Annotated in this window: 26 protein-coding genes; 11 read left to right on the top strand and 15 right to left on the bottom strand. The window is 45.9% G+C overall.

Annotated features, from left to right (window positions below):
* Nucleotide 1 precedes the first annotated feature (1 nt).
* Nucleotides 2–1,381, bottom strand: a complete 1,380-nt coding sequence (locus tag OKC24_RS10035) for a dihydrolipoyl dehydrogenase (RefSeq protein ID WP_131276889.1) — start codon at nucleotides 1,379–1,381, stop codon at nucleotides 2–4.
* 143 nt (nucleotides 1,382–1,524) lie between these two features.
* On the opposite strand from OKC24_RS10035, the gene OKC24_RS10030 reads away from it, so the two are divergent.
* On the top strand, nucleotides 1,525–3,567 hold the full coding sequence (locus tag OKC24_RS10030) for an Ig-like domain-containing protein (RefSeq protein WP_265465022.1): 2,043 nt from the start codon (nucleotides 1,525–1,527) through the stop codon (nucleotides 3,565–3,567).
* A 156-nt stretch (nucleotides 3,568–3,723) separates the two neighbouring features.
* Here the strand turns inward: OKC24_RS10030 and OKC24_RS10025 are convergent, their stop codons facing one another.
* A complete protein-coding gene (locus tag OKC24_RS10025) occupies nucleotides 3,724–4,146 on the bottom strand; it encodes a protein tyrosine phosphatase family protein (protein ID WP_130146127.1) in 423 nt (140 codons plus the stop codon).
* On the bottom strand, nucleotides 4,139–4,474 hold the full coding sequence (locus tag OKC24_RS10020) for a protein tyrosine phosphatase family protein (RefSeq protein WP_005012443.1): 336 nt from the start codon (nucleotides 4,472–4,474) through the stop codon (nucleotides 4,139–4,141). The genes OKC24_RS10025 and OKC24_RS10020 overlap by 8 nt, the downstream gene beginning before the upstream one ends.
* A gap of 122 nt (nucleotides 4,475–4,596) precedes the next feature.
* On the opposite strand from OKC24_RS10020, the gene OKC24_RS10015 reads away from it, so the two are divergent.
* The 3 genes from OKC24_RS10015 (at nucleotide 4,597) to OKC24_RS10005 (ending at nucleotide 6,364) form a co-directional block, all read left to right on the top strand.
* The gene (locus tag OKC24_RS10015) at nucleotides 4,597–5,493 is read left to right on the top strand and encodes an alpha/beta hydrolase (protein ID WP_265465021.1); all 897 of its coding nucleotides are present in this window, start codon (nucleotides 4,597–4,599) and stop codon (nucleotides 5,491–5,493) included.
* Entirely contained in the window at nucleotides 5,494–5,925 is a 432-nt protein-coding gene (trxC, locus tag OKC24_RS10010) for a thioredoxin TrxC (RefSeq protein ID WP_130146131.1), read from the top strand.
* Between the two features lie 73 nt (nucleotides 5,926–5,998).
* Nucleotides 5,999–6,364: an acyl-CoA thioesterase gene (locus OKC24_RS10005; RefSeq protein WP_416346070.1), complete on the top strand. Its 366-nt coding sequence runs from the start codon at nucleotides 5,999–6,001 to the stop codon at nucleotides 6,362–6,364.
* 65 nt (nucleotides 6,365–6,429) lie between these two features.
* On the opposite strand, the gene OKC24_RS10000 is transcribed toward OKC24_RS10005, so the two are convergent.
* The 3 genes from OKC24_RS10000 to OKC24_RS09990 all read right to left on the bottom strand — a co-directional run bounded on the left by OKC24_RS10000 (nucleotide 6,430) and on the right by OKC24_RS09990 (nucleotide 8,106).
* Nucleotides 6,430–6,924, bottom strand: a complete 495-nt coding sequence (locus OKC24_RS10000; protein WP_130146135.1) for a nuclear transport factor 2 family protein — start codon at nucleotides 6,922–6,924, stop codon at nucleotides 6,430–6,432.
* A 157-nt stretch (nucleotides 6,925–7,081) separates the two neighbouring features.
* On the bottom strand, nucleotides 7,082–7,588 hold the full coding sequence (locus OKC24_RS09995) for a DUF4442 domain-containing protein (protein ID WP_131276883.1): 507 nt from the start codon (nucleotides 7,586–7,588) through the stop codon (nucleotides 7,082–7,084).
* A 29-nt stretch (nucleotides 7,589–7,617) separates the two neighbouring features.
* Nucleotides 7,618–8,106 carry a YajQ family cyclic di-GMP-binding protein gene (locus OKC24_RS09990; RefSeq protein ID WP_005012457.1) on the bottom strand — a complete coding sequence of 163 codons (489 nt, stop codon included), beginning with the start codon at nucleotides 8,104–8,106 and terminating at the stop codon, nucleotides 7,618–7,620.
* 91 nt (nucleotides 8,107–8,197) lie between these two features.
* Between OKC24_RS09990 and OKC24_RS09985 the strand changes: the two genes are divergently transcribed.
* The gene (locus OKC24_RS09985; RefSeq protein WP_005012459.1) at nucleotides 8,198–8,512 is read left to right on the top strand and encodes a rhodanese-like domain-containing protein; all 315 of its coding nucleotides are present in this window, start codon (nucleotides 8,198–8,200) and stop codon (nucleotides 8,510–8,512) included.
* 66 nt (nucleotides 8,513–8,578) lie between these two features.
* On the opposite strand, the gene mnmC is transcribed toward OKC24_RS09985, so the two are convergent.
* Genes mnmC through OKC24_RS09965 form a run of 4 tightly spaced genes read right to left on the bottom strand, consistent with a single transcriptional unit; the run spans nucleotide 8,579 to nucleotide 11,986 of the window.
* Nucleotides 8,579–10,483 (bottom strand): bifunctional tRNA (5-methylaminomethyl-2-thiouridine)(34)-methyltransferase MnmC2/FAD-dependent 5-carboxymethylaminomethyl-2-thiouridine(34) oxidoreductase MnmC1, encoded by a 1,905-nt coding sequence (gene mnmC, locus OKC24_RS09980; RefSeq protein WP_131276880.1) that lies wholly within the window; start codon nucleotides 10,481–10,483, stop codon nucleotides 8,579–8,581.
* A 51-nt stretch (nucleotides 10,484–10,534) separates the two neighbouring features.
* On the bottom strand, nucleotides 10,535–11,038 hold the full coding sequence (locus tag OKC24_RS09975) for an SH3 domain-containing protein (RefSeq protein ID WP_130146141.1): 504 nt from the start codon (nucleotides 11,036–11,038) through the stop codon (nucleotides 10,535–10,537).
* Nucleotides 11,039–11,043: 5 nt separating this feature from the next.
* Nucleotides 11,044–11,346, bottom strand: coding sequence for a YciI family protein (locus OKC24_RS09970; protein WP_130146143.1), 303 nt, complete (start codon nucleotides 11,344–11,346; stop codon nucleotides 11,044–11,046).
* Between the two features lie 28 nt (nucleotides 11,347–11,374).
* Nucleotides 11,375–11,986: a septation protein IspZ gene (locus tag OKC24_RS09965; protein WP_130146145.1), complete on the bottom strand. Its 612-nt coding sequence runs from the start codon at nucleotides 11,984–11,986 to the stop codon at nucleotides 11,375–11,377.
* A 46-nt stretch (nucleotides 11,987–12,032) separates the two neighbouring features.
* Here OKC24_RS09965 and OKC24_RS09960 point away from each other — a divergent pair, with 46 nt between their 5' ends.
* Nucleotides 12,033–12,884, top strand: coding sequence for a PHP domain-containing protein (locus tag OKC24_RS09960; protein ID WP_265465020.1), 852 nt, complete (start codon nucleotides 12,033–12,035; stop codon nucleotides 12,882–12,884).
* A 98-nt stretch (nucleotides 12,885–12,982) separates the two neighbouring features.
* Here the strand turns inward: OKC24_RS09960 and OKC24_RS09955 are convergent, their stop codons facing one another.
* The gene (locus tag OKC24_RS09955) at nucleotides 12,983–13,834 is read right to left on the bottom strand and encodes a bestrophin family protein (protein ID WP_252151916.1); all 852 of its coding nucleotides are present in this window, start codon (nucleotides 13,832–13,834) and stop codon (nucleotides 12,983–12,985) included.
* A 115-nt stretch (nucleotides 13,835–13,949) separates the two neighbouring features.
* Complete coding sequence (radC, locus tag OKC24_RS09950; RefSeq protein WP_130146151.1) at nucleotides 13,950–14,663, bottom strand: RadC family protein; 714 nt, start codon at nucleotides 14,661–14,663, stop codon at nucleotides 13,950–13,952.
* Nucleotides 14,664–14,776: 113 nt separating this feature from the next.
* On the opposite strand from radC, the gene coaBC reads away from it, so the two are divergent.
* Together coaBC and OKC24_RS09940 are read left to right on the top strand one after the other, a co-directional pair.
* Nucleotides 14,777–16,060: a bifunctional phosphopantothenoylcysteine decarboxylase/phosphopantothenate--cysteine ligase CoaBC gene (gene coaBC / locus OKC24_RS09945; protein ID WP_130146153.1), complete on the top strand. Its 1,284-nt coding sequence runs from the start codon at nucleotides 14,777–14,779 to the stop codon at nucleotides 16,058–16,060.
* A gap of 179 nt (nucleotides 16,061–16,239) precedes the next feature.
* Nucleotides 16,240–16,617 (top strand): cytochrome b562, encoded by a 378-nt coding sequence (locus tag OKC24_RS09940; protein WP_130146155.1) that lies wholly within the window; start codon nucleotides 16,240–16,242, stop codon nucleotides 16,615–16,617.
* A gap of 97 nt (nucleotides 16,618–16,714) precedes the next feature.
* Here the strand turns inward: OKC24_RS09940 and dusA are convergent, their stop codons facing one another.
* A complete protein-coding gene (gene dusA, locus OKC24_RS09935; RefSeq protein ID WP_130146157.1) occupies nucleotides 16,715–17,737 on the bottom strand; it encodes a tRNA dihydrouridine(20/20a) synthase DusA in 1,023 nt (340 codons plus the stop codon).
* Between the two features lie 336 nt (nucleotides 17,738–18,073).
* On the opposite strand from dusA, the gene OKC24_RS09930 reads away from it, so the two are divergent.
* Both OKC24_RS09930 and OKC24_RS09925 read left to right on the top strand, forming a co-directional pair.
* On the top strand, nucleotides 18,074–18,502 hold the full coding sequence (locus OKC24_RS09930) for a hypothetical protein (protein WP_131276843.1): 429 nt from the start codon (nucleotides 18,074–18,076) through the stop codon (nucleotides 18,500–18,502).
* 227 nt (nucleotides 18,503–18,729) lie between these two features.
* A complete protein-coding gene (locus OKC24_RS09925; RefSeq protein WP_131276840.1) occupies nucleotides 18,730–19,368 on the top strand; it encodes a hypothetical protein in 639 nt (212 codons plus the stop codon).
* Between the two features lie 9 nt (nucleotides 19,369–19,377).
* Here the strand turns inward: OKC24_RS09925 and OKC24_RS09920 are convergent, their stop codons facing one another.
* Nucleotides 19,378–20,577: an MFS transporter gene (locus tag OKC24_RS09920; RefSeq protein WP_131276837.1), complete on the bottom strand. Its 1,200-nt coding sequence runs from the start codon at nucleotides 20,575–20,577 to the stop codon at nucleotides 19,378–19,380.
* Between the two features lie 165 nt (nucleotides 20,578–20,742).
* Nucleotides 20,743–21,672 (bottom strand): DMT family transporter, encoded by a 930-nt coding sequence (locus OKC24_RS09915; RefSeq protein ID WP_265465019.1) that lies wholly within the window; start codon nucleotides 21,670–21,672, stop codon nucleotides 20,743–20,745.
* A 910-nt stretch (nucleotides 21,673–22,582) separates the two neighbouring features.
* Between OKC24_RS09915 and OKC24_RS09910 the strand changes: the two genes are divergently transcribed.
* Nucleotides 22,583–23,710, top strand: coding sequence for a Re/Si-specific NAD(P)(+) transhydrogenase subunit alpha (locus OKC24_RS09910; RefSeq protein ID WP_131276831.1), 1,128 nt, complete (start codon nucleotides 22,583–22,585; stop codon nucleotides 23,708–23,710).

Raw genomic sequence — 23,710 nt, 5'->3', positions numbered from 1 at the left:
TTTAAATAGAGTTCAGCTGCCTGCGCGCATGCTTCAATGCGGTGCGAAGGCCTTCTTCTAAGGTCGGATGATAGAAAGGTTTTGTCAGAACCGCATCAACAGTGAGCTCTTCCGCAATGATCCAGGTCAATAAATGTGCGAGATGTTCTGCAAATTCAACAAATAGCTCGGCACCTAAGATTTTTCTTGAAATTTTATCGACGTAAATCTCGGCTGCGCCTTTATTTTTTCCAAGAACCAGCGCCCGGCCTTGTTTTTCATAAGATACAAGACCTGTTACAAATTCAATATTATTGCTTTTAAGTTTTTTAAAGCTCTGCCCGACCGTTGCCATTTCTGGTGAGCTGAAAACAATGCCTAAGGGGGTAAGCATTTTTATTGATTGAATCTCAGGAAAATTTAAAGCATTGTGAATGGCGGCTTTTCCTTCATGCGATGCTTCGTGCTGAATCGGTGTGGTCGTTTTCGCATCGCCAATAATAAAAATAGGATAATGAAGCAGCTGCTTCGTCTGATCATCAACAGGGATATTTCGCAGATCAGTAAATGCATCATTAATGTTTTCCAGCTTGAGATGCTGTAAATTACTGTCCCGGCCAGTCGCTGAAAGTACGTAATCAGCAATTAACAGACATTCGGAGCCATTTTCCTCATATGTAATTTCAACGCCTGATTGAGAACTTTCAACTTTTTTTGGCAATACTTCAAACTTAATGTCTAGTTCAGCCTGTAATTCTTTTTGAGCCAGCATTTGAAGATTCGGGCTGGTTAATGTCCCGACTTTTCGGCTGCGAGCAAATATCGTAGTTTTAACACCAAGCCTGTGCATAGCTTGCGCCAGTTCTATCGCAATAACGCCGCTGCCGATAACGGCCAATGATTTTGGCAATTCGGGCAATTCAAAAATATCATCTGAAGTAATCAGCCGGTCTTTAAGCGCTGATTTCCATTGAGTATTAAATGAGGGGGTGGATCCAACAGCAATGATGAAAGACTTAGCTTGATAAGTGGAATTGTTGACTTGTACTGTATTGGCATTAATAAAAGAGGCATGTCCAGAAATTTTATGCGATGCTTCCCAGCTATTTACGTCTTTTAATGTGGCTGCTGTAAAACGGTCTCGCAACTCTCTTACATGAGGCATGACATTTATTGTATTGATATTGGCTTCTATCTTCAAAGCGACTTCTGCCGCATGCTGAATGTCATGCATTCGGTTTGCAGATGATATGAGTACTTTGCTGGGCATGCAGCCAACACGCGCACATGTGGTATCCCAAGGGCCATCATTAATGATGAGTATATTTTGTGTATGCTTTATTGCTTCTTTATAAGCCGCAATACCTGCCGTTCCAGCACCAATAATGATAATGTCGAACATATTGAACTCCTTGTGAATTGTTGGGCTTAGATCTAAAAACATTTGTAATGCTTTTGTTTACATAAAGCAGCAACTATGATTACATATCCAGCAATAAATATTTATAACGAGCTTAAAAATTGATGAGGGTTTTGGGGATTTCCATGGAAAAGAAACAAATTGGTTTAAAATTATCAGCTGTTGCTTTGGCTGTATTGCTGGCAAGTTGCGGAGGCGGCGGCAGTGATGGGTATTATAATCAGCAATCAAGCGGCAGCACAGGCTCTTCAACTAATCCTAATACAGGTGAAGCCGTTAAATCTCTGAATGCTAGCGCAATTCAGCTGAAAGATTTGAATGGCAATTCGACTGCGGTTATTACAGCAGAGGGTGTAACAGCTACTGTAAAAGTGACAGATCAGTCTGGAAATGGCGTCAGTGGAGCAATCGTAACATTTACTTCAACTGGTGGCGTCACTTTTGGCAGTTCCAATGGTGCGGTAGTGACTAATGCAAATGGCGAAGCAACTATTTCAGTAACACCTGAAAATTTGAGCAGTACAGGCGCCTACAAAATTTCAGCAGGTGCTGAATATGATGGGAATACTGCCACAGCGAAAGATGCAGTCTTTAGTTTACAGTCATTAAATGTTGTCTTATCGAATATATCTGCTGCCGCTGCTAGTCTTTCATCAGGCGCGTCTACGAATATTACTTTAAAAACTTTAAATCAAAATTCAGATGCTCAAAATAATGTAACGGTAAACTTTACAGCAAGCTGCGGTACATTTGATCCAGCATCGGTTATTTCATCAAATCAAGGCAATGTGATTACTTCATATAAAGCTATTGCTGCGAATGGCGATTTATGTGAAGGCCCAGTTGTTGTTACAGCATCTTCGCCTAGCAGCTCATCTTCTGTTACAACGACACTGAATATTGCCGCAGTAGCCGCTGATTCCCTTGTTTACACAACGACTAATGATGTTAATCTGGGTATTAAAAGCAGCGGGTCAGCAGCATCTAGTTCTATTGAGTTCACGCTGTATGCCAATGGTGTCCCAGCACGCGATAAAGACGTTGAGGTCTCTTTGGAAAAAGCGCCAAATGATCTTCATTTTGTGACATTGAATAACCGCGCTACCCAAACATTAAAAAGTGATTCTAAAGGTAAAATTGTTGTTAATTTATATCCAGGCAATATCCCTGGCCCTGTAGAGATTAAAGCAACATTGGTAGCATCTCCAACAGTGTCCGCAATTTCTAAAGGCGTTAAAGTATCTTCTGGCCGTGTGACGCAGGAAGGGGTTAGCCTATCTGTTTCTAAACAATCCTTACGTACAGATATTGATGGTGATGTTGCAACGATTGTTGCTCGGATGCGTGACCGTACAGGCAACCCTGTACCCAAAGATACGGTTATCAGTTTTGTCAGCGAAGGCGGTAAAGTTGATTCAAACTGTATGACGGATGATAACGGTGTTTGCTCTGTTACTTTAACTACTCAGAACCCTCGACCATTAGACAACCGTGTAACTGTTTTAGCTTATGTTGAAGGTGATAAGGATTATAAAGATATTGATGGTGATAATTTATATACAGCAGGCACGGATATTTTAACTGAGAATATTGGTGATTTCTTCAGAGATGATGATGAGAACACTTTATATACAGTGGGTGAGTTCCTGTATAAGAAAGCTGCAGGTGCTTTGCAGTGTCTTTCGACTAAACCAACGCCAACACCGCTTATAGTTCAGCCTAATATTCCGAATACATGTGACAACAACTTAAGCGGCGTTTTACGCCAGCAAATTCTATTTGCATTTGCGCATGACACTCCGACTTATGTGTGGGGCAGCGGCTTTGACAGTAATGGGTTCATTACAAGCGGTTCGGGCAATTTCAGCTTCCAGGTGTTTGGCAACTCGCAAAAAACGGTGCCAATGCCATCTCAAACTCAGATCTCTGTTGAAGTGAAAGATAATACTAATTCAAATAACCTAGCATGTGAAGCGGTTATCAGAGCGGGCAGTGTGCCTGTGCCGAATGCAATGAATTTATTAACACCAAGCACATTCGCAAATACTGGAAATAGCCTAGTGAATTACACAGTGCGTTTGACAGGCTGTGCTGCTGGAGATGATGTAAAAGTCATTTCAAGTGTTCCTGGCGGTAAGAGCGTAACATCTTGGTTAGATATTAAATAATGTAAGCATAAAAAACAGCGCTTCGGCGCTGTTTTTTATTCAAGGATTCTAAACGCGATTTAAATGGATGTTCCAACACTGACACCAACCGTTGGGCGGATATTCATAGAGTTGCAGCCGCAAACAGCAAGCGTGCAGATGAAAATCAAAAGTAATTTATTCATGCAGTAAACCTTGAGCTTTAGCCTGATTAAACAGCGCAGCAGAGCGTGAGCCGCTTTTGCAAATCATCAGGATGGGTTTAGGCAGTTCTTGATAATATTTGGCAAATTCAATAATGTCTGTTTGAGAAATTTTACCGCTGGTTACTGGCTGATAAATCACGCTGACTTGCGACTTTTCCGCAATATTGCGCAACTCATTCACGGTAACAGTATTGCCTTGCTCTTGGTCAGGGCGGTTCACAATCACAGATTTAAAATGATGCTGCTTTAACAAAGTGCTGAACTTATCAGCAGTCATTTGTCCTGCTACGCTGAGCTTGCTATTCAGCGCAGTACTGTTATTCTCAGCCATAGCGGGAAATGAACACAGTAGCGATGCACTCAATAGCAAACTTCTCAGGAGCGGCTTAGTCATCGAGCAAATCCATCTGTTTGGCCAGCTGATACAAATTATTAGAACGGTTTCCTGTACGGCAGAACATCAGTACAGGTTTTGGCAATTCATTGAAGTGATTAGCAAAAGCACGAACATCGACCTCAGTAATTTGACCGGCAACTACGGGCTGATAAACATAGTCGAGGCCTGCTGCGCGGGCAGCTTCCTCAATTTGAGCGCTTGTTGGCTGCTCAGGGCCGCCTTCCATATCGGGGCGGTTGTTGATAATGGATTTAAAGCCTTTTTCAATCACTTGTGTTACATGTTCAGGGCCGATTTGACCAGCAAAGCCAACATTTTCGCTCATCGTGTCACTCCATAATTTAAATAATAGAATTATGCTTTATGATAGCATTAAGCCTTAATATCAGCTTGATGTATTGAAATATTTATAAACGATTACAACCATAAAAAACATCTGGAGCAATTATGCATGCTTATACTGTTGGGCCGCTGTATGTTAAAAGCGGGCAAGAGGTGATCGCTGCAGATTTCTATCGGCCAAAGACCGTGCAGAAGCCAGGTGTCATTATTATGGCGCATGGCCTTGCATGCTTGCGCCAATTTAAACTCGTTCAATTTGCCCAGCGTTTTGCGCAGGCTGGCCATGCGGTTGTCCTGTTTGATTACCGCTATTGGGGCGGAAGCACTGGCCGTCCAAGGGAATTGGTCTCGCTGCAGGCGCAGCTGGAAGATTGGCGGACGATGCTGATGCATGTCGCGCAGCGCAAATCAATTGACAGCCGTAAAATTGTGCTTTGGGGAATTTCCTTAAGTGCAGGCTATGTGCTGGATATTGCATCTGAAAATAAAAACATTCAGGCGGTGATTGCTTTGAATCCTTTTGTGGATGGCGCTGAAAGCGCGAAGCAGTACCCGCTGCCGCTGCTGCCCAAAGCATTAAAAATATCCAGTCAGGATTATATGGGCGCAAAAGTTGGCATGCAGCCGAAAAGCCTGCCGGTTGTTTCAGAACAGGAGCTGTGCTTTGTTCCTGTTGCCGGCGCATATGATGGCTATCAGTCTATTCTGCATTCCGATTATTACTGGAGCGGTGAAATACCGGCAAGGGTCTTCTTTAATTTAATCCGTTACCGGCCCATGCAAAATTTGAGACGCATTGCTGTGCCGGTGCTGTATATCGCGTCAAAGCAGGACAGTTTAATTCCTTTAGAAATCAGCCGCGAAGCCGCCACTAATATTGCGCCTTATGCAGATTATCATGAATGGGAAATGCAGCATTTTGACATTTATCATGGAAAATGGTTTGAAAAAGCGGTAGCGGTTCAATTAGACTTTTTGAATCAACATATTGGAGACGGCTAAATGATTATTGTATGCCCAGCCTGCAGCGCTAAAAATCGAGTGCCAGAAGATAAGCTTTCGGCCAGTCCAGCATGCGGGCAATGCCATAACAACTTGATTCCGCTTGCGCCTATTGAGTTGAATGAGCAGAACTTCAGCAGTTTTATTACGCATAGTGATCTGCCTATTTTGATTGACTTATGGGCGGAGTGGTGCGGGCCATGTAAAATGATGGCGCCGCATTTTGCACAAGCGGCGAAGCTGTACCCGAATGTGGTTTTCGCTAAAATTAATACGGAAGAGAACCCGAGGCTCAGCAGCGCTTTTAATGTTCGAAGCATTCCGACCCTAGTTTTAATGAATAAAACCAGCGAAATTGCTAGAATAAGCGGTGCGTTACGATCCAGTGAACTGCAAAAGTGGCTGGATCAACAATTAACTGCCCAAAAGTAAATCAGGGCTTGGAGTGACTGTGTCAGATTCTCATGTAAAACCGGAGGGAACCCTATCCCTTCAAACGATTGCAATGCCGGCAGATACTAACTGGAGCGGTGATGTTTTCGGCGGATGGATTGTGTCGCAAATGGACTTGGCTGGAGCAATTCATGCTGAACGCTTCAGCAAAGGACGCTGTGCGACTATCTCGATTAACCAAATGACATTTTTGGTTCCGGTAAAAGTGGGCGATGTGATCAGCTGCTATACTAAAATACTAAAAGTCGGCAATACTTCAATTCAAATGCAAATTGAAGTGTGGGACAGCCATGACAGTTCTCGTGATCCAATCCGGGTAACTGAGGGCGTATTTACCTTTGTTGCCGTCGATGTCAAAGGAGCTAAGCGTCAAATTCCTGATGAAGTGAAAGAAAAATTTGCAGCGAAACATGCATAAAAAAATCAGCTGAAATATCAAAAAGCCAGTTCATATACTGGCTTTTTTTGTGCAGATAAAACGGGTTAGAACATGGTGTTACTATTGGCGCTGTCTGCAGGCACATCCTGCTGTACATCCCAATGCTCTACAATTTTGCCATTTTCTACACGAAAAATATCAACAATTGCTGCGCCCTTGTCGTGGTCGTTTTCGGTAGAAAGCACATGTAAAAAGACCAAATCGCCTTCAGCAGCAGCGCGCTTAATGACGCTTTTGGCTTGAGGGTTTTCCTTAAAGTGCTGCGTGAAATAATTGACAAATGGCGCTTTGCCATCCGGCACATGCGGGTTGTGTTGAATATACTGATTGCCAATATAGCGGTCAGCATAGGCTGCCACTTGATGCTTTTGAAATACGCCTTCATAAAAGTCGGTGACTGTTTTCTTGTTTTCAGCGGCTTGATCAGCGAAGGACAAGGTGCTGACGGCAGTTCTTGCTATAGATGGATTTTGACTGCAGGCAGACAGCAGGGGAATGGCTGTCAATAATAATGCAGAGGTCAGAATCAATTTTCTCATTGTTTGGCTCTAGGAATTTTAGATATATGCCTATGTTGAGCTGAAGCAGATGTTTTAAATAGAAGAATTCTGTTTGTGCGAAGTACAGGATCAGTAACAATAAAACTTACCTAAAGGTAAGTTTTATTTACATTTTAAGAAAATTCTGCTTGGCTATTCAGCTTTTCTTTTTGAGATGGGATTTGGCGACCCATGCCCAAAGCATTTCACATTTGACTGGCTCTTCGCCAGATTCATCCTGGATAGTCACACTCACTAAAGTTTCGCCTCTTTCTGTACTCTGCATGAGTTTTTGCTGCTCTGCAGTTAAAGTTGCTGTTGCTGTCATGGCGCCTTTGCTTGGGCGTTTAAAATCAGCCTTCATGCTTTTAATCAGTACAATGGCGCTGTCCGGAACATTCATGGCAGTCACAAAACCTGTTGCGGTTTCCGCAAGGAGCGCCATCGCGCAGGCATGCAGCTGGCCAATATGGTTTTGCATGGCTTTATGATTAGCCAAGCTTACCGTTACCTGTGAAGCGTTGACTTCAATGTAACGGATTTTGGCTGTGCCGACCATGGGAACGATACGGCCAAAGGCTTTTGACCACAGCGCAGTGCGAATGCCTTGCGGGAATCTGGCGGTGCTGTGCACCAGTTTAGATAAACGGTTGCGCTGAGTCATGTGATCCTCTGCTTGGCAGAGTATCTGCCTTAGTCTTTAAAGTTATTGAATTGCAATGGTACGCCAAATTGCTGCTCTTTTAGGAACGCCATAATTTGCTGTAAAGTATCGCGCTTTTTATCGGTTACACGGATTTTGTCGCCTTGAATAGAAGACTGCACTTTAATGCCGCTTTCTTTAATGGCTTTATTAATTTTTTTTGCAGTATCAGAGTCAAGGCCATCTTTCAGTTTAATCACTTGAATGACATTTTTGCCTGAAGCGGTCATTTTCTGCGGGTCAAGCGCTTGGATATCGACTTTACGCTTAAAGAAATGGCTCTCCAGCATGCTGTATACTTGTTCGCACTGGAAATCACTTTCGGTACTGATTTTGATTTCTTTGGCTTTTTCATTCAGTTCGATCGAAACGTCTTGACCGCGGAAGTCAAAGCGGGTCGCAATTTCTTTTTGAGTGTTCTGAACTGCATGATTTACTTCAAAAACTTCTAATTCTGAAACAATATCAAAAGATGGCATGGATTAAACCTTTACAAATGGAAAGAATATCTGAGATGCTAGGGATGTTTTCTTCATTTGCCAAGTGTTGTTTACATCAAAGGAGTGCACAATGATCCGTAAGCAAGAAATTACAACATTTGAGTTCCCAGAAAATGCGATTATCTGGGATGTACGCGATTCAAGTGCTTATGCTGAAGCGCATGTTAAAGGCGCGGTAAACCAGCCGATTAACGGTCTTTCAGAAAGCAGCCTAACTCAGGTGTCGACGGATCAGCCCATTTACATTTTATGTGGTGGCGGAAGCAAAGCGCCGCGCGCAGCTGAACTATTAGAGGGTTTTGACAGCGGCCGCGAATATGTCATTTTAATGGGCGGCACTCGCGCCGCTCGTGATGCAGGTTTGCCTTTAGAGCAAAGCAGCTGAGAAAAAAGCGCCGCAAGGCGCTTTTTTTATAGCATTCAATGCTGCATGTCTGGCAAATCCTAAAAATTATTCAGATTGCGGCGGTTTAAAATAAGGCTTTTTCGGTTTGGCCTTTTTACGGAAACGCTGCGCACTCAGCTTTTTCAATAAGCTCGCAGGAATCGGGCTGGCTTCACCTAAAATTTGCGCCGCCAGCGCTTCGCTGCACAGCGGCGCATATAGAAAGCCTTTAGAGCCTAAGCCTGCAAAGGTATAAATTTCCTGATCATCTTCAGCTTTGCCCAGCAGCGGAAAATAATCTTGCGTTTGCGCCCGCACCGATGCGCGGCCTTGCCATGTGTCTGGTGCGGCCAAGGATTGTGCATAGCTTGGAAATACACTGCGGATAAGTTCATAGTTATGCACATGGTCTTCCGGCAGTACAGCATCATCATCACGGTTGGGATAGAACGAAGCGCCTAAGATCAAATGCTTGGCATCCAGCTGCATGCAGTAGCCGCCATAACTGTATGCATGTTCATGCGCTAAAGGCTGTCCAGCGTTTTTCACCCAGCTGACTTGCCCGCGGATTGGCTTCAGCATAGGGCAGTGCTCAAACAGCTGCGCGCTTTGGCGCGCAGCGCAGACAATCACGTGATCGTACTCGCCTAGAAAATCTTGGTTTTGATAGAGCTGAACAGGGAATGTGCGCTGAATTTGAGTAATTTCAGCCTGCTGAAATTGAATCAGCGGATGCTGCAGGATTTGATCACGCAATTGATGCGGAGAAACTGCGCCGGCCTGCAGCAGGTTCAGGCTTGGAAATGCGGTTTCTAAGCCGCTTTCAGCGGCTGTTTCAGCGTGTAAAATCGCTGCTGGATACTGTTCAGCTAAATGCAGCAATTCTTCAGCTTTTTTCAGCGCCAGCTGATGAACTTGAATGGGCCGGAAAGCGGAAAATTTTGAATAGTGCCGCAGGGCATGTTGCCATGACAGCGTCATCAAATGTTCAGCGCTTTGCTCAATCTGACACAGCTTAGGATTCAGCAGTGCAAGAGGATTGCCTGAACCGCCTGCTAAAGGCGCTGACTGGTCAAACAAGGCAATGCGATGGCCGCGCTGAGCAAAAGCCCATGCGCAGCTTAGGCCGGCTATACCGGCGCCAATGATCGCAATTTGGCGCTGTTTAAAAGCGGGCTTAGAGCTGATCTGCGTTTTTTTTTGAGCGCTGGTTTCATCTGTTGGGTGGCTGTCAGCTTCAGGCGGCAGCCAAATGCCTTTCAGCATTTCACGCTTGTGGGCAAAACCGCGCGGGCGGGAAATAGAAATGCCATGCTGTTTTAAGCCGTGCTTCAGGACGCCTGCAACACTGAATGATGCAAACGTGGTGCCGATGTCCGACAAGCGAATAATATGATTTAAAACATTTTCTTCCCACATATCAGGGTTGCAGGACGGCGCAAAGCCATCCAAAAACCAGGCATTGACCTGCTGAGTCCGCGCCATGGCAGGGAAAACGTCATGCGCATCGCCCAGCCACAAGTCAATAGAAAAGCGTTCATCTGGGAAGTTTAAACGGTGGCAGCCAGCGATCGGCTGCGGATACTGTTCAATCAGCTGCTGCGCCAAAGGCTGCAGTTCAGGCCATGCATGCAGCGCGCGGCTTAAGTCTGCTTGAGACAGCGGAAATTTTTCGACAGAAATCACATGTAGGCGGCTGTGATTGTCTGGACGCGCCTGCTGCCAAAGCTGCCAAAGCGCCAAAATATTCAGCCCCGTGCCAAAGCCAGTTTCACCGACACAGAAATATTCAAAATCCTGCAGCTGGGTGAGGCGTTCGGGCAGATCATTGCCGTTTAAAAACACATGGCGTGTTTCCAGCAGCCCGTTGTCTTTAGAAAAATACACGTCGCCAAATTGCTTGGAAACAGGGATATCAATGCCGTCGACTGTTTGCCAGTCCAATTCGGCCGTTTGAATTGCATCAGCCACAGCTCAGCCTTTTACATGATTACGGTTAGCGGTATTTGAGGTCGTTGGGGATTACCATTGGCGGCGGCGTTTGGTGTAAACATAGCTGGCAATCAAAAAGCCAAGCAAAACACCGACAGCAATGGTTGCTGCGCCGTATAGAAACATTTGCGCACTGCGCTCACTTTGCAGCACTTGAACCTGTACGCCCAGATTGTCGTTTTTCAGCTGCAGTTCCTGATTTTGAGCCAAGGCATCTAAGTTGGCTTTTTCCAGCTGCTGCAGGCGGGAGTGCTGATCTTTCACCAGCGCTTTAATCTTGGCATCCTGCAAGGCTTTGTTCTTTGTCAATTGTTCAGCGGTTAAAGGATTTTCTTCCGCCGTCAGCGCATTTGAGGCGCCCTTTGCAGAGAACGGCAAAGTTTTAGGCTTATTGGCTGGCAGGGTTTGCGGCGGGGGTGTTGCAGTCGTTGCTTGCGCAGCAGGGGCAGCAGCAGGAGCCGGAGCCGGTTCAACCGCCCATGCAGCGGTACAAAAAATAGAGAGGCCCAGTAAGCTGGAAACAACGGCACGCATGTCACTTATCCTTGAGGAAAGGCTTTGTTGAAAGGTTTTACGTCAATGTGGCCGTAAACGCCTTCTTTCAGGAACGGTTCTTCTTGAAGCCAGTCATCCAGCGCTTCGCGAGAATCAAAATCGACAATAATGGTACTGCCGTAAAAACCTGCTTGAGGATTGCTTGGATCTTTTGGCATTGCGCCGGCAGCGACTAAACGGCCCTCGTCATTCAGCTTTTGCAGGCGTTCCAAATGCTGCGGACGGACGGCAAGGCGCTTTTCAACAGTATCTTCATTATCTGTACATGTTACAACGAAAAATGGCATGTGATTTCTCTAAATTTTACCGAAAGTTTTATTCAGAAGTTTTAAAGTATTTACGCAATACAATAAACTGAATAATGATAAAGGAAAACATCACGAGCATGTCGCCAAATGCGGTGAATTCTCCCCAAAATTTTCCGCCGGCGTATAAATAAGCGAAGAAAATATGCAAACTGGACATGACGACAAACATGGCGGCCCATGCATAGTTCAGCTTGATCCAGCCGCGGCCGGTTAAATCCAGTACAGGGCCAAATAAGCGTTCGATCAGCGGTTTTTTGTCTTTGCCGAACCAAGGCGAAAGTAAGAAAGCGCCAGCAAAGACCAGATTCAGCAGAACCGCTTTGAGGCGGATATAGAAGTCATCGCTGAGCATTAAGGTGATGCCGCCAAAAATAACCGTCATGAACAGCACAATCCACTGCTGTTTGTCTAAGCGGAATTTCTGTATGAAAAACAATGCTCCGTAGACGATTAGCATGGAAATAATCAGACCCGTTGTCGCTGCCAGAATATTATTATTGTCGACACCGCCAGCTGAGCCGACGAGCTGCAGTAAAGGATGATCAGTGTCTTTAGGATCAACAGTTTTATATAAATAGAAGAAAATAATGAGTGGCACAAAGTCTAAAAGTGCTTTCATGTTAAAGTATCTGGCATCTGATCAAATAAATGACATAGTATAAGTGATGCAAGGCGTAGATTTACATACACACAGTAATATTTCTGATGGAACTTTGTCTCCAGAACAGCTGGTGCGTGCGGCCGGTGAAATTGGCATTCATACCCTTGCGCTGACCGATCACGATACGATGGATGGCTTAATCCAAGCTGAAGGCGCTGCCAAAGAGTTAGGCATTGAGCTGATTTCTGGTGTGGAAATTTCCAGCCAATGGTCACGCCCTGCCACCAAAAAGACTTATGGCGTGCATATTGTGGCGCTGAATATGCAGCATCCAGAGCCTTTGCTGGCTCTGCTCGAACAGCAGAAGCAGATTCGCGCTGTGCGCGCCAAGCAGATTTGCGATTTATTGATCCCCTTAATTGGTGAAGATATTTATGCCGAGGTGGTCGCGAAAGTAGAGCATATTCCAGACCGTGTGACCCGCACCCATATTGCCAAAACTTTAGTCGAAAAAGGCTATGTCAGCCGCGCGCAGCAGGCTTTTGATAAGTATATTAAAGAAGGCAAAAAAGCCTATGTGAAATTTGATGGGCTGGGGCTTGAAGAAACCATTCAAGTCATTCATGCCAGCGGCGGTTTTGCCGTGCTGGCGCATCCGACCCGCTATGATTTGTCCGCCACCAATATCCGCTATCTCATCGAAATTTTTGCCCAGTTTGGCGGCGATGCCGTTGAGCTGCCGCCAGCGATTGAACCTTTAGGCACACGGCAAATGGTGGACCGCATGATTGCGGAACATGGGCTGAAGGTATCGGTGGGCAGTGATTTTCATGGAGACAATATGCCGTGGATCAAGCTAGGCAATATTCCGCGGGTGAAAGAAGGGCAAGTGGGGATTTGGGAGAGTTTTCGCTGATTTTAATCCCCCTTTGATACAGGGGGATTTTTCTCCTCTCTGAATGAGTTTTAAGCACTGCTTTAAAACGCAATGTAGGAAAGGGAGGTGAAGAGGGATTATAAAAGATTATTGTCCTGCGCTTGAATCGGCGGCGGTGTCGGTTTACCTAAAGTGCCAAGCAGTTCAATCTCAATGGTACGCACCATAGAATCTAGCGGTAAATCATTGCTTTGCGTGCCAAAAGGTTCTTCAATTTCTGAGCTGAGCGCATCCAGTCCTAAAAAGGTATAGGCTAAAATACCGACCAGTAGCGGTGTCGCTAAACCCAGTGTAGAACCTAAACTGAACGGCAGCATAAAGCAGAAAAAATACACCGTGCGGTTCAGCAGCACCGAATAGGCAAAGGGCAGTGGTGTGGTGGCAATCCGGTCACAGCCGGTTTGCACCATGCTCAGTTCCATTACGTGCTCATTCATCTGCGCATAAATAATGTCTGAAATTTCTCCATCTTTCAGCGCCTGCATCAGTTCCCATTGAATCAGGCTCAAGGTGTACTGCGGCGCATTGGCCTGCTGATACAGCTGAGTCAGCGCCTGCTGGCTCATGCCGCTGGTTTGCACCAGTTCTGTGGGATTGGCTGTTTGATGGCGCAGGCGGTCGCGCAAGACATTGGCGAATACAATTACGTGCTGAATGATCCGTTCGCGGCGGCCTTGGCTGAGCATGCGGCAGTCGCGGTCAAAGTGGCGCGCATTGGCAATTAGAATGCCCCACAGGCGGCGTGCTTCCCACCAGCGGTCATAGCAGGCCGAGTTTTTAAAGCCCAAGAAAATAGACAGCACCACACCAATTAAAGTGAAGCCGACTAAGGGCAGCTCAGGAAAGTGAAAGATATTGATGTAAGACAGTCCGCCAATGACGGTGGACAGCAGCATGACAACCCCTAATGGCGGCAAAACTTTTGGCAAAATGGTGCCCCGCCACGAAAAGAGCAGTTTAAAAACGCTGGGTTGGTCACGCACGATCATTTGAATAGAATCTTATTTAAATTTGCTGTGATCTTCATATGCGCATCCGCCTTTGTCAATATGTGAATGATGCAGAATTCTTCGGGCTGATCAGGCCATGCTCGGCAAAGGAAAAAGAGCCTTCGGCTGAAATAATGCAGTGGTCAATGAGGCGGATTTCCAGCAGGCTGCAGGCGTGCTGAATTTGCTGCGTCAGCTGAATGTCAGCAGGTGAGGGCTGCGGTTTTCCAAAAGGATGATTATGCGCAATCACAACCGCGCTGGCATGCTGCTGTATGGCGTAGCGCAGCAGCTGACTGATGGAAATTTCACAGCTGTTGATGGATCCAAAGAACAGTTTTTTAAAGTTGATCTTTCTTAAATGCACATCGAGGCACAGTACGGCAAAGACTTCTTGGGTTTCAGCTAAAAATTCAAAACGCAGAAAACTCAGCAGCTGGGCAGAGCAATCCATCTGCAGCGGGCTTTGGCTGAATTGCTGGTCAATGTAGCGTTTTCCGAGTTCTTTTACGGCCATGAGCTGCGCATATTTGGTTGGGCCCATGCCGTGAAACTGGCTGATCTCTTCCAGTTTGGCATCAAGAATCGGGCTGAGGCTGCCAAAATGCTGAATCAGCAATCGGGCTAATTCAACCGCTGAGTGCTGCTGCGAACCGGATCTTAAAAATATCGCCAGCAGTTCGGCATCGGATAAGCTTTGCGGGCCTTGGCGCAGCAGGCGTTCACGCGGGCGCTCCTGTTCAGGCCAGTTTTTAATTGAGAAATTCATTATTTTTAGACTTTTTTTATTATCAGTATGTTGGGTTTTTCCAAGTTGAATCTTGGGTCAGGCCATATTTAATGCTATTGTGAGCGCCACTGCAACAGATAGGTAGCCTGTTCGTGAGTTTCGATTTAAGTGTGATTCCAAACAAAAATATTATTGTAGCTGTTTCAGGCGGCATTGCTGCCTATAAAAGCGCGATTTTAGTCCGCCGTTTAAAAGACGCAGGTTTTGACGTGCGCGTGGTGATGACGGAAGGCGCGCAAGCCTTTATTGCGCCGCTGACCTTTCAGGCGCTGTCGGGCAATCCTGTACATACCGCATTATTAGATCCAGAAGCCGAAGCCGGCATGGGGCATATTGAGCTGGCGCGCTGGGCAGACCTTGTGCTGGTTGCGCCAGCCACTTGCGATACGCTGGCCAAATTTGCCGCTGGCTTGGCGGATGATTTGCTGTCGACTTTATATTTGGCGACCAAAGCGCCGGTATGGGTTGCGCCAGCCATGAATCAGCAGATGTGGGCAGCCAAAGCCACGCAGCGCAATTTGAATACGCTGATTGAAGATGGCGTGCATGTGATTATGCCGGATGCGGGTGCGCAAGCCTGCGGCGATGTCGGCTTAGGCCGCATGCCGGAACCGGAAGATTTAGCGCATCAAGTCACTGAATATTTCCACCGCGCGCAGCGCGCCATTGCCGAAAAATTTGGCTTGCTGGCAGGCAAGCATGTGGTGATTACCGCAGGGCCGACGCGTGAGTCAATTGACCCTGTGCGCTATATCTCAAATCATAGCACCGGAAAAATGGGCTTTGCCTTGGCAGCAGCCTGCTATGCTGCCGGCGCAAAAGTGAGCCTGATTGCAGGGCCTGTCAGTTTAGATACGCCAAACGGCGTGCGCCGTATTAATGTGCAGTCTGCCATGCAGATGCTGGAACAGAGCATGGATCAGCTGGAAAAGGGCTGCGACATCTTTATTGCGACAGCCGCAGTTGCGGATTACCGTGTGGCGCACGTGGCTGAACATAAAATTAAAAAGGCCGGCGATGAGCTGAATGTCGCGCTGGTGAAGAATCCGGATATTGTGGCGACCATTGCGCAGCAGGAAAAGCGGCCATTTATGGTGGGCTTTGCGGCGGAAACCCGCAATGTTGAAGAGTATGCGGCGGGGAAATTAGTCGCGAAAAAGCTGGATATGATTGCCTGCAATGACGTTTCACGTCCAGATATCGGTTTTGCTTCCGATGAAAATGCGATGATTGTATTCTTTGCCGAGCAGTACCGCTTGCCGCAGCGCGATTTAGAAAAAGCATCTAAGCAGGAAATTGCGCAGCAGCTGGTTGAAGCGATTCATGATGCACTGCACCATGAGCCGGATGAAACTGATCCTGATGAATTAAAATGATCAAAGCGGTTCAATATTCATAAAAATGCAGCGATTTCGCTGCATTTTTATGCTATGAACAATAGGCTGGCTGCTTAAAATTAAAATCTATCGAATAATTTAATTGCGGAACAGATTCGCAGCAAGCGGCAGTTTAACCATAGCCATAGTTTTGACACGATCTTTATAAGGATACCGGGATGATCAAAAAAACTTTAGCCACAGTCATGTTGTGCACAGCTTTATCTTTCAGCAGCTTCAGCTTTGCCGCCACGCTTCAGCAGAATATGAAGACTCTGGGCAAAAACTTTAAAGCCTTTAATAAGGCTGACAATCAGCAGGATGCACTGCAGGCGCTGGATCAGATGAAAGCCGCGGCTTTAGATGCAAAGAAAGTAAAATTAAAAACCAAAGATGCTAAAGCGCCAAGTTCGGATGTTTTATTTGATCAATTGACGGCAGAAATTGATAAAACGCGCGCCTTGGTGAAAGCAGGGCAGTTAGATAAAGCCAAAGCGGAAGGCAAAAATATAGCCGCTATTAAAGATCAGGGCCATTCTATCTACAATAAGCAGTAAGTGGCCTTTGGGCTAAAACGTTAAAACTGGGCAGTGCAGCGCCAGAAATAAAAAAGCCAGCGGACTAAAGCTGGCTTTTTTATTTCTGCTTAATGAATTATAGAGCGGCTTGATACTCTTTGGCTTCATCTTCTGCGCGGCGCATATTTTCCTTGATATTGCGGATGGCATTTTCCACATCTGCAAACGTTTTAGCATTGCCGCCGCTCAGGGCCTGACGCCATTTACGCGCGCCGGGCAGGTTTTGGAATAAGCCTAAAATGTGGCGGGTAATAATGGACAGCGGTGCGCCTTCCGCCATGCGCTGCGCAATATATGGCAGCATTTGATTGATAATGTCAAAGCGGTCAGGCAGCTCTAAATTCCATAATTGCCCTAATTCTGCCAAAAGGTAAGGGTTATGGTAGGCTTCACGGCCAATCATCACTCCATCCACATGTTCCAAATGTGCTTGCGTTTCAGCTAAGGTTTTGACACCGCCATTAATTTCGATCAGCAGGTTAGGGCGCTCTTGCTTGAGGCGGTACACATCTTCATAGCGTAAAGGGGGCACATCACGGTTTTCTTTCGGTGATAAACCTTGCAGCAGGGCAATACGGGCGTGGACAATAAAGTTGTCACAGCCTGTTTTGGCTACCGTATCGACAAAATGCAGCATTTCTTCATAAGACTGCATGTCATCAATGCCAATGCGGTGCTTTACCGTCACAGGAATATCGACTGCATTGCGCATTTCAGCAATGCATTCAGCGACGAGATCAGGTTCGGCCATGAGGCATGCGCCGATTTTATTATTCTGTACGCGGTCACTTGGACAGCCGACATTTAAATTGACTTCGTCATAGCCCCAGTCTTGGGCCATCTTTGTGCACAGTGCCAGATCTTGAGGGTTAGAGCCGCCCAGCTGCAAAACAATCGGGTGTTCTTCTGTGTTGAAGTCTAAATGGCGTTTGGCATCACCATGAATAATTGCGCCAGTAGTTACCATTTCTGTGTATAGAATGATATTGGGGTTAAACAGGCGCGCGAAGAACCGGTAATCTTTGGTGGTCCAATCCATCATCGGGGCAACAGAAATGCGGGGATGAAGTTTATTTTCAATGGTATGAAGATTCGTCATTAAAAATGATGCCTCGAAAACAATGCAATGGACAAAGGGGATCAAACTGAACTTGGGAGCATATTGAAATGGCTGGAGAAGCCCTTTCAAAATAGGCCGTCATACTATCATAAAATAGGCGGATTTCGCGAAGCATTGTTCGCAGCCAGGGGTAAAGCTACGCTATTTTAAATAGCAGAGGATGCTTTCACCGAATTGAAAAAAAGTCATATAATCAATGAAAAATAATGAAATTTTCATTTTGAAGTAAATGCATAATTTGAGATTTACGGGTATGCTTTCTAAGCTGAAAATAAAAAATATATTGAATAATTTAGTTAAGAATAAAGAAACTGTATGTACAAAATTATTGGGGCCATTGGATTGGTATTGAGTTTAAGTTTCACATCAGGCTGTGCTGTGGTAATGGCAAGCAAGCAGCCGACAAAGAAAAATACGGCAATGATTCAGCAGGGCGTATCCAGAAGCCTTGTCATTGCAGAGTTTGGCGCACCTGTAACTTCTGAATTTAAAAATGGCAAGCGCTATGAAATATATACCTTTATGCAAGGCTATTCGACCGCCAGTAAAATCGGCCGCGCATTTTGGCATGGGGCTGCAGATGTGGCTACAGCGGGCTTGTGGGAGCTGATTGGCACACCTGCAGAAACTGTATTTAATGGACAAAAGATGTCCTATGAATTTATCTTTGATGAGAATGATTTGCTCGAAAGCCATAAGCTATTAACTTTAAAAACTGATAAGAAACCGGCAGTAACAGAGTAAAGGAGAATGCGTTGTTCTTGGTTTTACAGGTGAGCATCATCAGCATCGAGATTGCTGTTTAACAGAGAAATCGCGGTGCTGTTTATACCTTGCCAATAATGCAGTCAGAAAAGCTTACAATTAAGGGCAATTGTGCAGTATCTTATTTGAGCAGTGAATACTGCGCATAGTAAGCGTTAGGCTTGGCCCAAAAAAATCCAGAAAAAGAAAAAATATGATGAATAAATATGTTGATGCTTGAAGAAATCTTTAAGATAAAAAAGGCTGAAAATTCAGAAGTATTTAATTTACGTATTTTGCGCGGGCTCAGCTGGCTCAAGAAAGCGTATGATTTGAATGAAGAGCCTGACTTGCAGTACATGAGTTTATGGATCTCATTCAATGCAGTATATGCGCAGGGTACAGAGCCGAATGAAAAATGCCTGCTGCAGTTTTTACAGATGCTGTGCCAAAAAGATGCAGAAGGGAAACTGGGCCAGATGTTATGGGAAAAACTCAGCCAGCCTGTACAGGCGCTGCTTCACCAGCATACGCTTTATCAAGGATTTTGGGATTATCAGAATGCCAAAATTTCTATGGAGCAGTTTAAAGAGGGGCTGGCTCAAGATATGGGACAGCAGCGTTTGGCCATGCAGCAGCAGGATACGTCCGCCATATTAATACTGCTGTTTAAGCGTTTGAATACCCTGCATATTCAGCTGATGCAAGGCGGAATGAATTGCGGCAGCGCCGTGAACCGTAAATATATGCAGGACTGCTGCCATGTTTTGGGCGCTTTAATGCCAGTCATGATTTTACTGCTGCTGGAAAATGCGCAGGCGATGGATTTAGGCAAGCCTTATTATCCTGCTGCGCATGTGTGTTAGCGGCAGAGTTTAGCTTTGCTTTTGCTGAATATGCTGCAGATTATAGCGCTGATCCAGCAGGGCAAAAAACGCTGCGGCCGCAGCCAGAGCTAATCCTGTGAGGCAAACCATCGTCCAGCCGCCATGATGCCATGCATAGACCCCCAACGCGGAACCGCATGCGCCGCCGATAAAATAGGCGGTCATATAAATAGAATTAATGCGCGAACGCGCAGCGGGATTAAGCTGAAAAATAATATTTTGATTGCAGCTGTGCACCATGGCTAAGCCCAAGCTGATGATGCCATAGCCAAAGGCATAACTGAGCAGGGAATGCCCGCCGATATACAGCAGCAGCCAGCTGAAGGCCATAATGCTGCAGCCAGCCCAAGTCAGTTTTGCATTATAGCCGCGGTCAGCCCATTTGCCGACCCATTGTGTGGACAAGGCGCCAAAGACGCCAACTAAAGTCAGGACACCGACCCAAACATCCGCCAATGAGAAAGGCGGCGCCGTCAGCAGCATGGCAATTGTTGAAAACAGCATGCTCATGGCTGCAAATACGCAGCCGCCAATCAGTGAGCGGTAAATCAAACGGCGTTCCTGCTTCAGCAGCAGGCCCATTGATTTAAAGATGCTGCTGTAGCTCATCTGCATGGTGCTGACATTCGGCAGCTGGCGCATCAAAATGGCCGCAATTACCAGCATGAGGATGGCGCTGAGGATATAAATCATTTTCCAATGGATTAAATTGGACAATAAGCCTGACAGGCTGGTCGACAGCAGAATGCCAACCAGCAGGCCACTCATGAGAAAGCCGACCGTCTCGCCAATTTTTTCTGGGCGCACCGCAAGGGTGACCAGCGGAATCAGTACCTGCGCTGCTACAGAAAACAGGCCAGCCGTAATGGTGCCAATCCAAAGCATCGGCAAATTCACAGCAAGCGCGCAAATGCCAAGGCCAATCGCAGCGCCAAGCATGAGGATCGGAATAAATTTAGTTTTATTGACAATATCGCCCAGCGGCACAATGAACAGCAGTCCTAAGGCATAAGAGATTTGCGCAAAAGTGACGGTTAAGGCGACTTGAGATTGAGGCACATTAAAACTGTGCTGAATTGAACTGATCAGCGGCTGGCAATAATAGTTGGCGCCTGCACAGAGGCCGCAGGCAACCGCCATGAGCATAAGTAAAGGTTTATTCTGGCTGATGTCAGCAGAGGTATGCATATTAATCCTAAAGAACATGTCACTTAGCCGCAAGATGGCGGCTAAAGAGGTGCTGAATCATCTGCGATTCAACCGCAGTTACTATAAGCAAAATCAAGGCCTGCATATAGTCTCAGACTGTAAAATGCGGTGATGAGTGGCTATAGGATATTGTTTGACGGCGGCTTAATGGGTGCTCAGTTTTTTCTTAGACAATGTGATCATCAACACGCCTAAGATATTTAAAATGCAGCCCATCCACTGAATCATGTTCAAATGTTCATCTAAAAATGCCACAGCCAGTAAAATGGTCAAAATAGGGCCGATTGAGGCAATCATGGCCGATTGTGCAGCGCCAAGCCGAACAATGCTTTGCATCATGAGGATGGTGGGCAGCACGGTGACAAAGAAGCCCAGCGCTGCGCCATAGCCCCAGACACTCAGCGGCAGTTGCCGCAAAAGCTGCAGCGGCTCTGGAACGGCCAATGCAAAATGCACCAATGTTCCGATGCAGGCAATGCTGAGCGCTAAGCCGTTATAATGCCAAGAACCGAATTTCACAATGAGTTTAGGTGTCATCAATAAATAAGACGCAAAGGCTACAGCACTGGCAAAAACCAAGCTGGCGCCCAGCCAAAAACTGCTTTCATGCGGCGCATTGCTTTGTTCCTGCAGCATGACAATGACCGTGCCGCCGTAACTGAGCGCAATAGCACATAGGCTTTGCAGCGTGAGCCGCTGCCGGTAGATAAAGCTGGTAGCAATAACAGTCAGCGTGGGATAGAGAAATAAAATGATCCGTTCCAGCGATGCACTGATATACATCAGGCCCTTAAAATCCAGCCAGCTGGCAAAATAATAGCCCAGCAACCCAGCTAAAATCAGCAGGGCCCAGTCTTTTAAATGGAGGCCTGCATAGCTTTTACGGCTGAACCAAGCGATCAGCAGGAAAAACGGCAGTGCGCAGCTCATGCGAAGCGCCATCAGAACAGTGGCATCCACCTGAGGCGACAGCGCATAGGCCTGTTTAATAAAAATGGCTTTGGTGCTGAACAAAAAGGCTGCGCAAATCGCACAAAGTGAGCCGATTTGAGTCTGCGTCAAAAATAGCTGCATGGACTGATCATTCTGGCAGAGGCTTTAATGCTGAATAGTATAAATGGCGCAGTTTAAAAGTTGAAATGTAAAATAATCATAAAGGCTATTCCAAAAAGGCATAGAAAATTGGCGTCATAACAGCATTTAAAAGAATGATCCTTGAAATCAAAGCAGTTATTGGCTTTAAAAGCCGACTTTTAAATTTTTATTCATTGCTGAAAAAGAAGGTTCTTAGAGAAAAAAAGCATTTTCGCACCAACATGGGGCGAAATCACCGTAAATAGCCCAAACTGATTTGTGGTCATCATGGTGCAAAATATTCAAAAAATTATTTTTTTATTAATTTTTTATCTAATTAGACTTAAGGTGTATAAGGAAAATGAATATAAAACATCCCAAATGCAGAATTTTTGAAAAATCTGCGCTGCTGAATGCCGCGGGCCACATTGACAGAACATTCCAAAATTTCAGTCATGCCGTGTTTGCAGAAAAGGCCTGCTTATTGTCACTTAAGCCAATACCGCAACTGGGGGCATTTGAATAGGCTGAATGGGGCAGGCATTCCATGCATTTCTGCTGATAGGGCTAGCGTGTTTCACCCATGGAAAATTTGTCAGAATCATCAATCAGGCAGACAGCAGCAAACAAACCGTTCCAAAATTGGTAAAAAAATACCCAATGCATCGTTCAAAACTTCAAAAATGGTATAAAAAAGATTCATACCATTAAAAATAAAAATGAATAAGTGTTATATCGCATCATAATTTTTATGAATCATCAGTTCAAAATATGGGTATTTATTAAATAAATATTGGGTGGTAATTTAAAAAAGTTCAATTAGAATCCAAAAATTCAACAAGAACACACCTGAGGGGAGGCGCCGGTTTTTTCGGTGCTTGCTTAAGAAAAATTAGCTTGAGGAACGCTCATGCAGATCGGAATTCCAGCCGAAACTGTTGTCGGTGAAAATCGCGTCGCTGCGACGCCAGAGACAGTAAAGAAGTTGATCAGCGCTGGTCATAATGTGGTTATTGAACGTGGCGCCGGTGTAAAAGCGGCCTACATCGATAGCGCTTATGAACAGGTTGGCGCCAAAATTACAGATGACGCTTATGCTGGCAGTCAAATTATTTTGAAAGTCCGTGCACCGCAAGGTGAGGAAATTCAGAAGCTTGCGCCAAGCAGTTCAGTCATCGCAATGTTTGACCCATACCGCAATCCCGAGTTGGACAAATTTGCTGCTCAGCAAGTGTCTGCATTTGCGTTGGAGCTTTTGCCGAGGACGCTATCCCGCGCGCAAAATATGGACGTACTGTCGTCTCAGGCTAACTTGTCTGGCTATAAGTCTGTGCTTTTGGCAGGGGCTGAGTATCAGCGCATGTTCCCAATGCTGATGACCGCTGCCGGTACCGTGAAGCCTGCGCGCGTGGTGATTATGGGCGTCGGTGTTGCTGGCCTGCAAGCGATTGCAACGGCTAAGCGTTTAGGTGCAGTCGTCGAAGCAACCGATTTGCGTCCTACAGCGCGTGATCAGGTTGAATCTTTAGGCGGCAAATGGCTGGATGTGCCAATGTCGGCAGAAGAACAGCAAAAAGCTGCCGATGCCGCTAAAAATGGCTATGGCTGGATGCCGGGTGAAGACTATATCCGTGATCAAGCAATCATTGTGGATAAAGCGGTATCCAATGCCGATATCGTGATTACCACGGCATTGCTGCCGGGCCGCGATGCGCCGCGTCTGATTAAAGCGGAAACCGTTGCCAAAATGAAACCGGGCTCAGTCATTTTAGATATGGCGGTCGAAACCGGCGGCAACGTTGAAGGCTCAAAATGCGGCGAGACCGTATTTACTGAAAATGGCGTGAAAATTTTGGGCATTCCGAATTTGCCGTCTACCGTGGCGACAGAAGCGTCGGCACTGTATGCGCGCAACGTTTTTAATTTCTTAGACACGCTGTTTGATGCGGATAAAAACTTCGCGATTAATCCAGAAGAAGAAATTCAAAAAGCCCTTCTAGTAACTCATAGCGGCCAAGTTCTGCTGAAGCGCGGTTAA

Origin of the sequence: Acinetobacter entericus (assembly GCF_026168575.1) — a bacterium.
Classification (GTDB): Bacteria; Pseudomonadota; Gammaproteobacteria; order Pseudomonadales; family Moraxellaceae; genus Acinetobacter; species Acinetobacter bouvetii.
The sequence above is the reverse complement of the archived record's forward strand: the minus strand, read 5'-3'. Positions and strand labels throughout refer to the sequence as shown.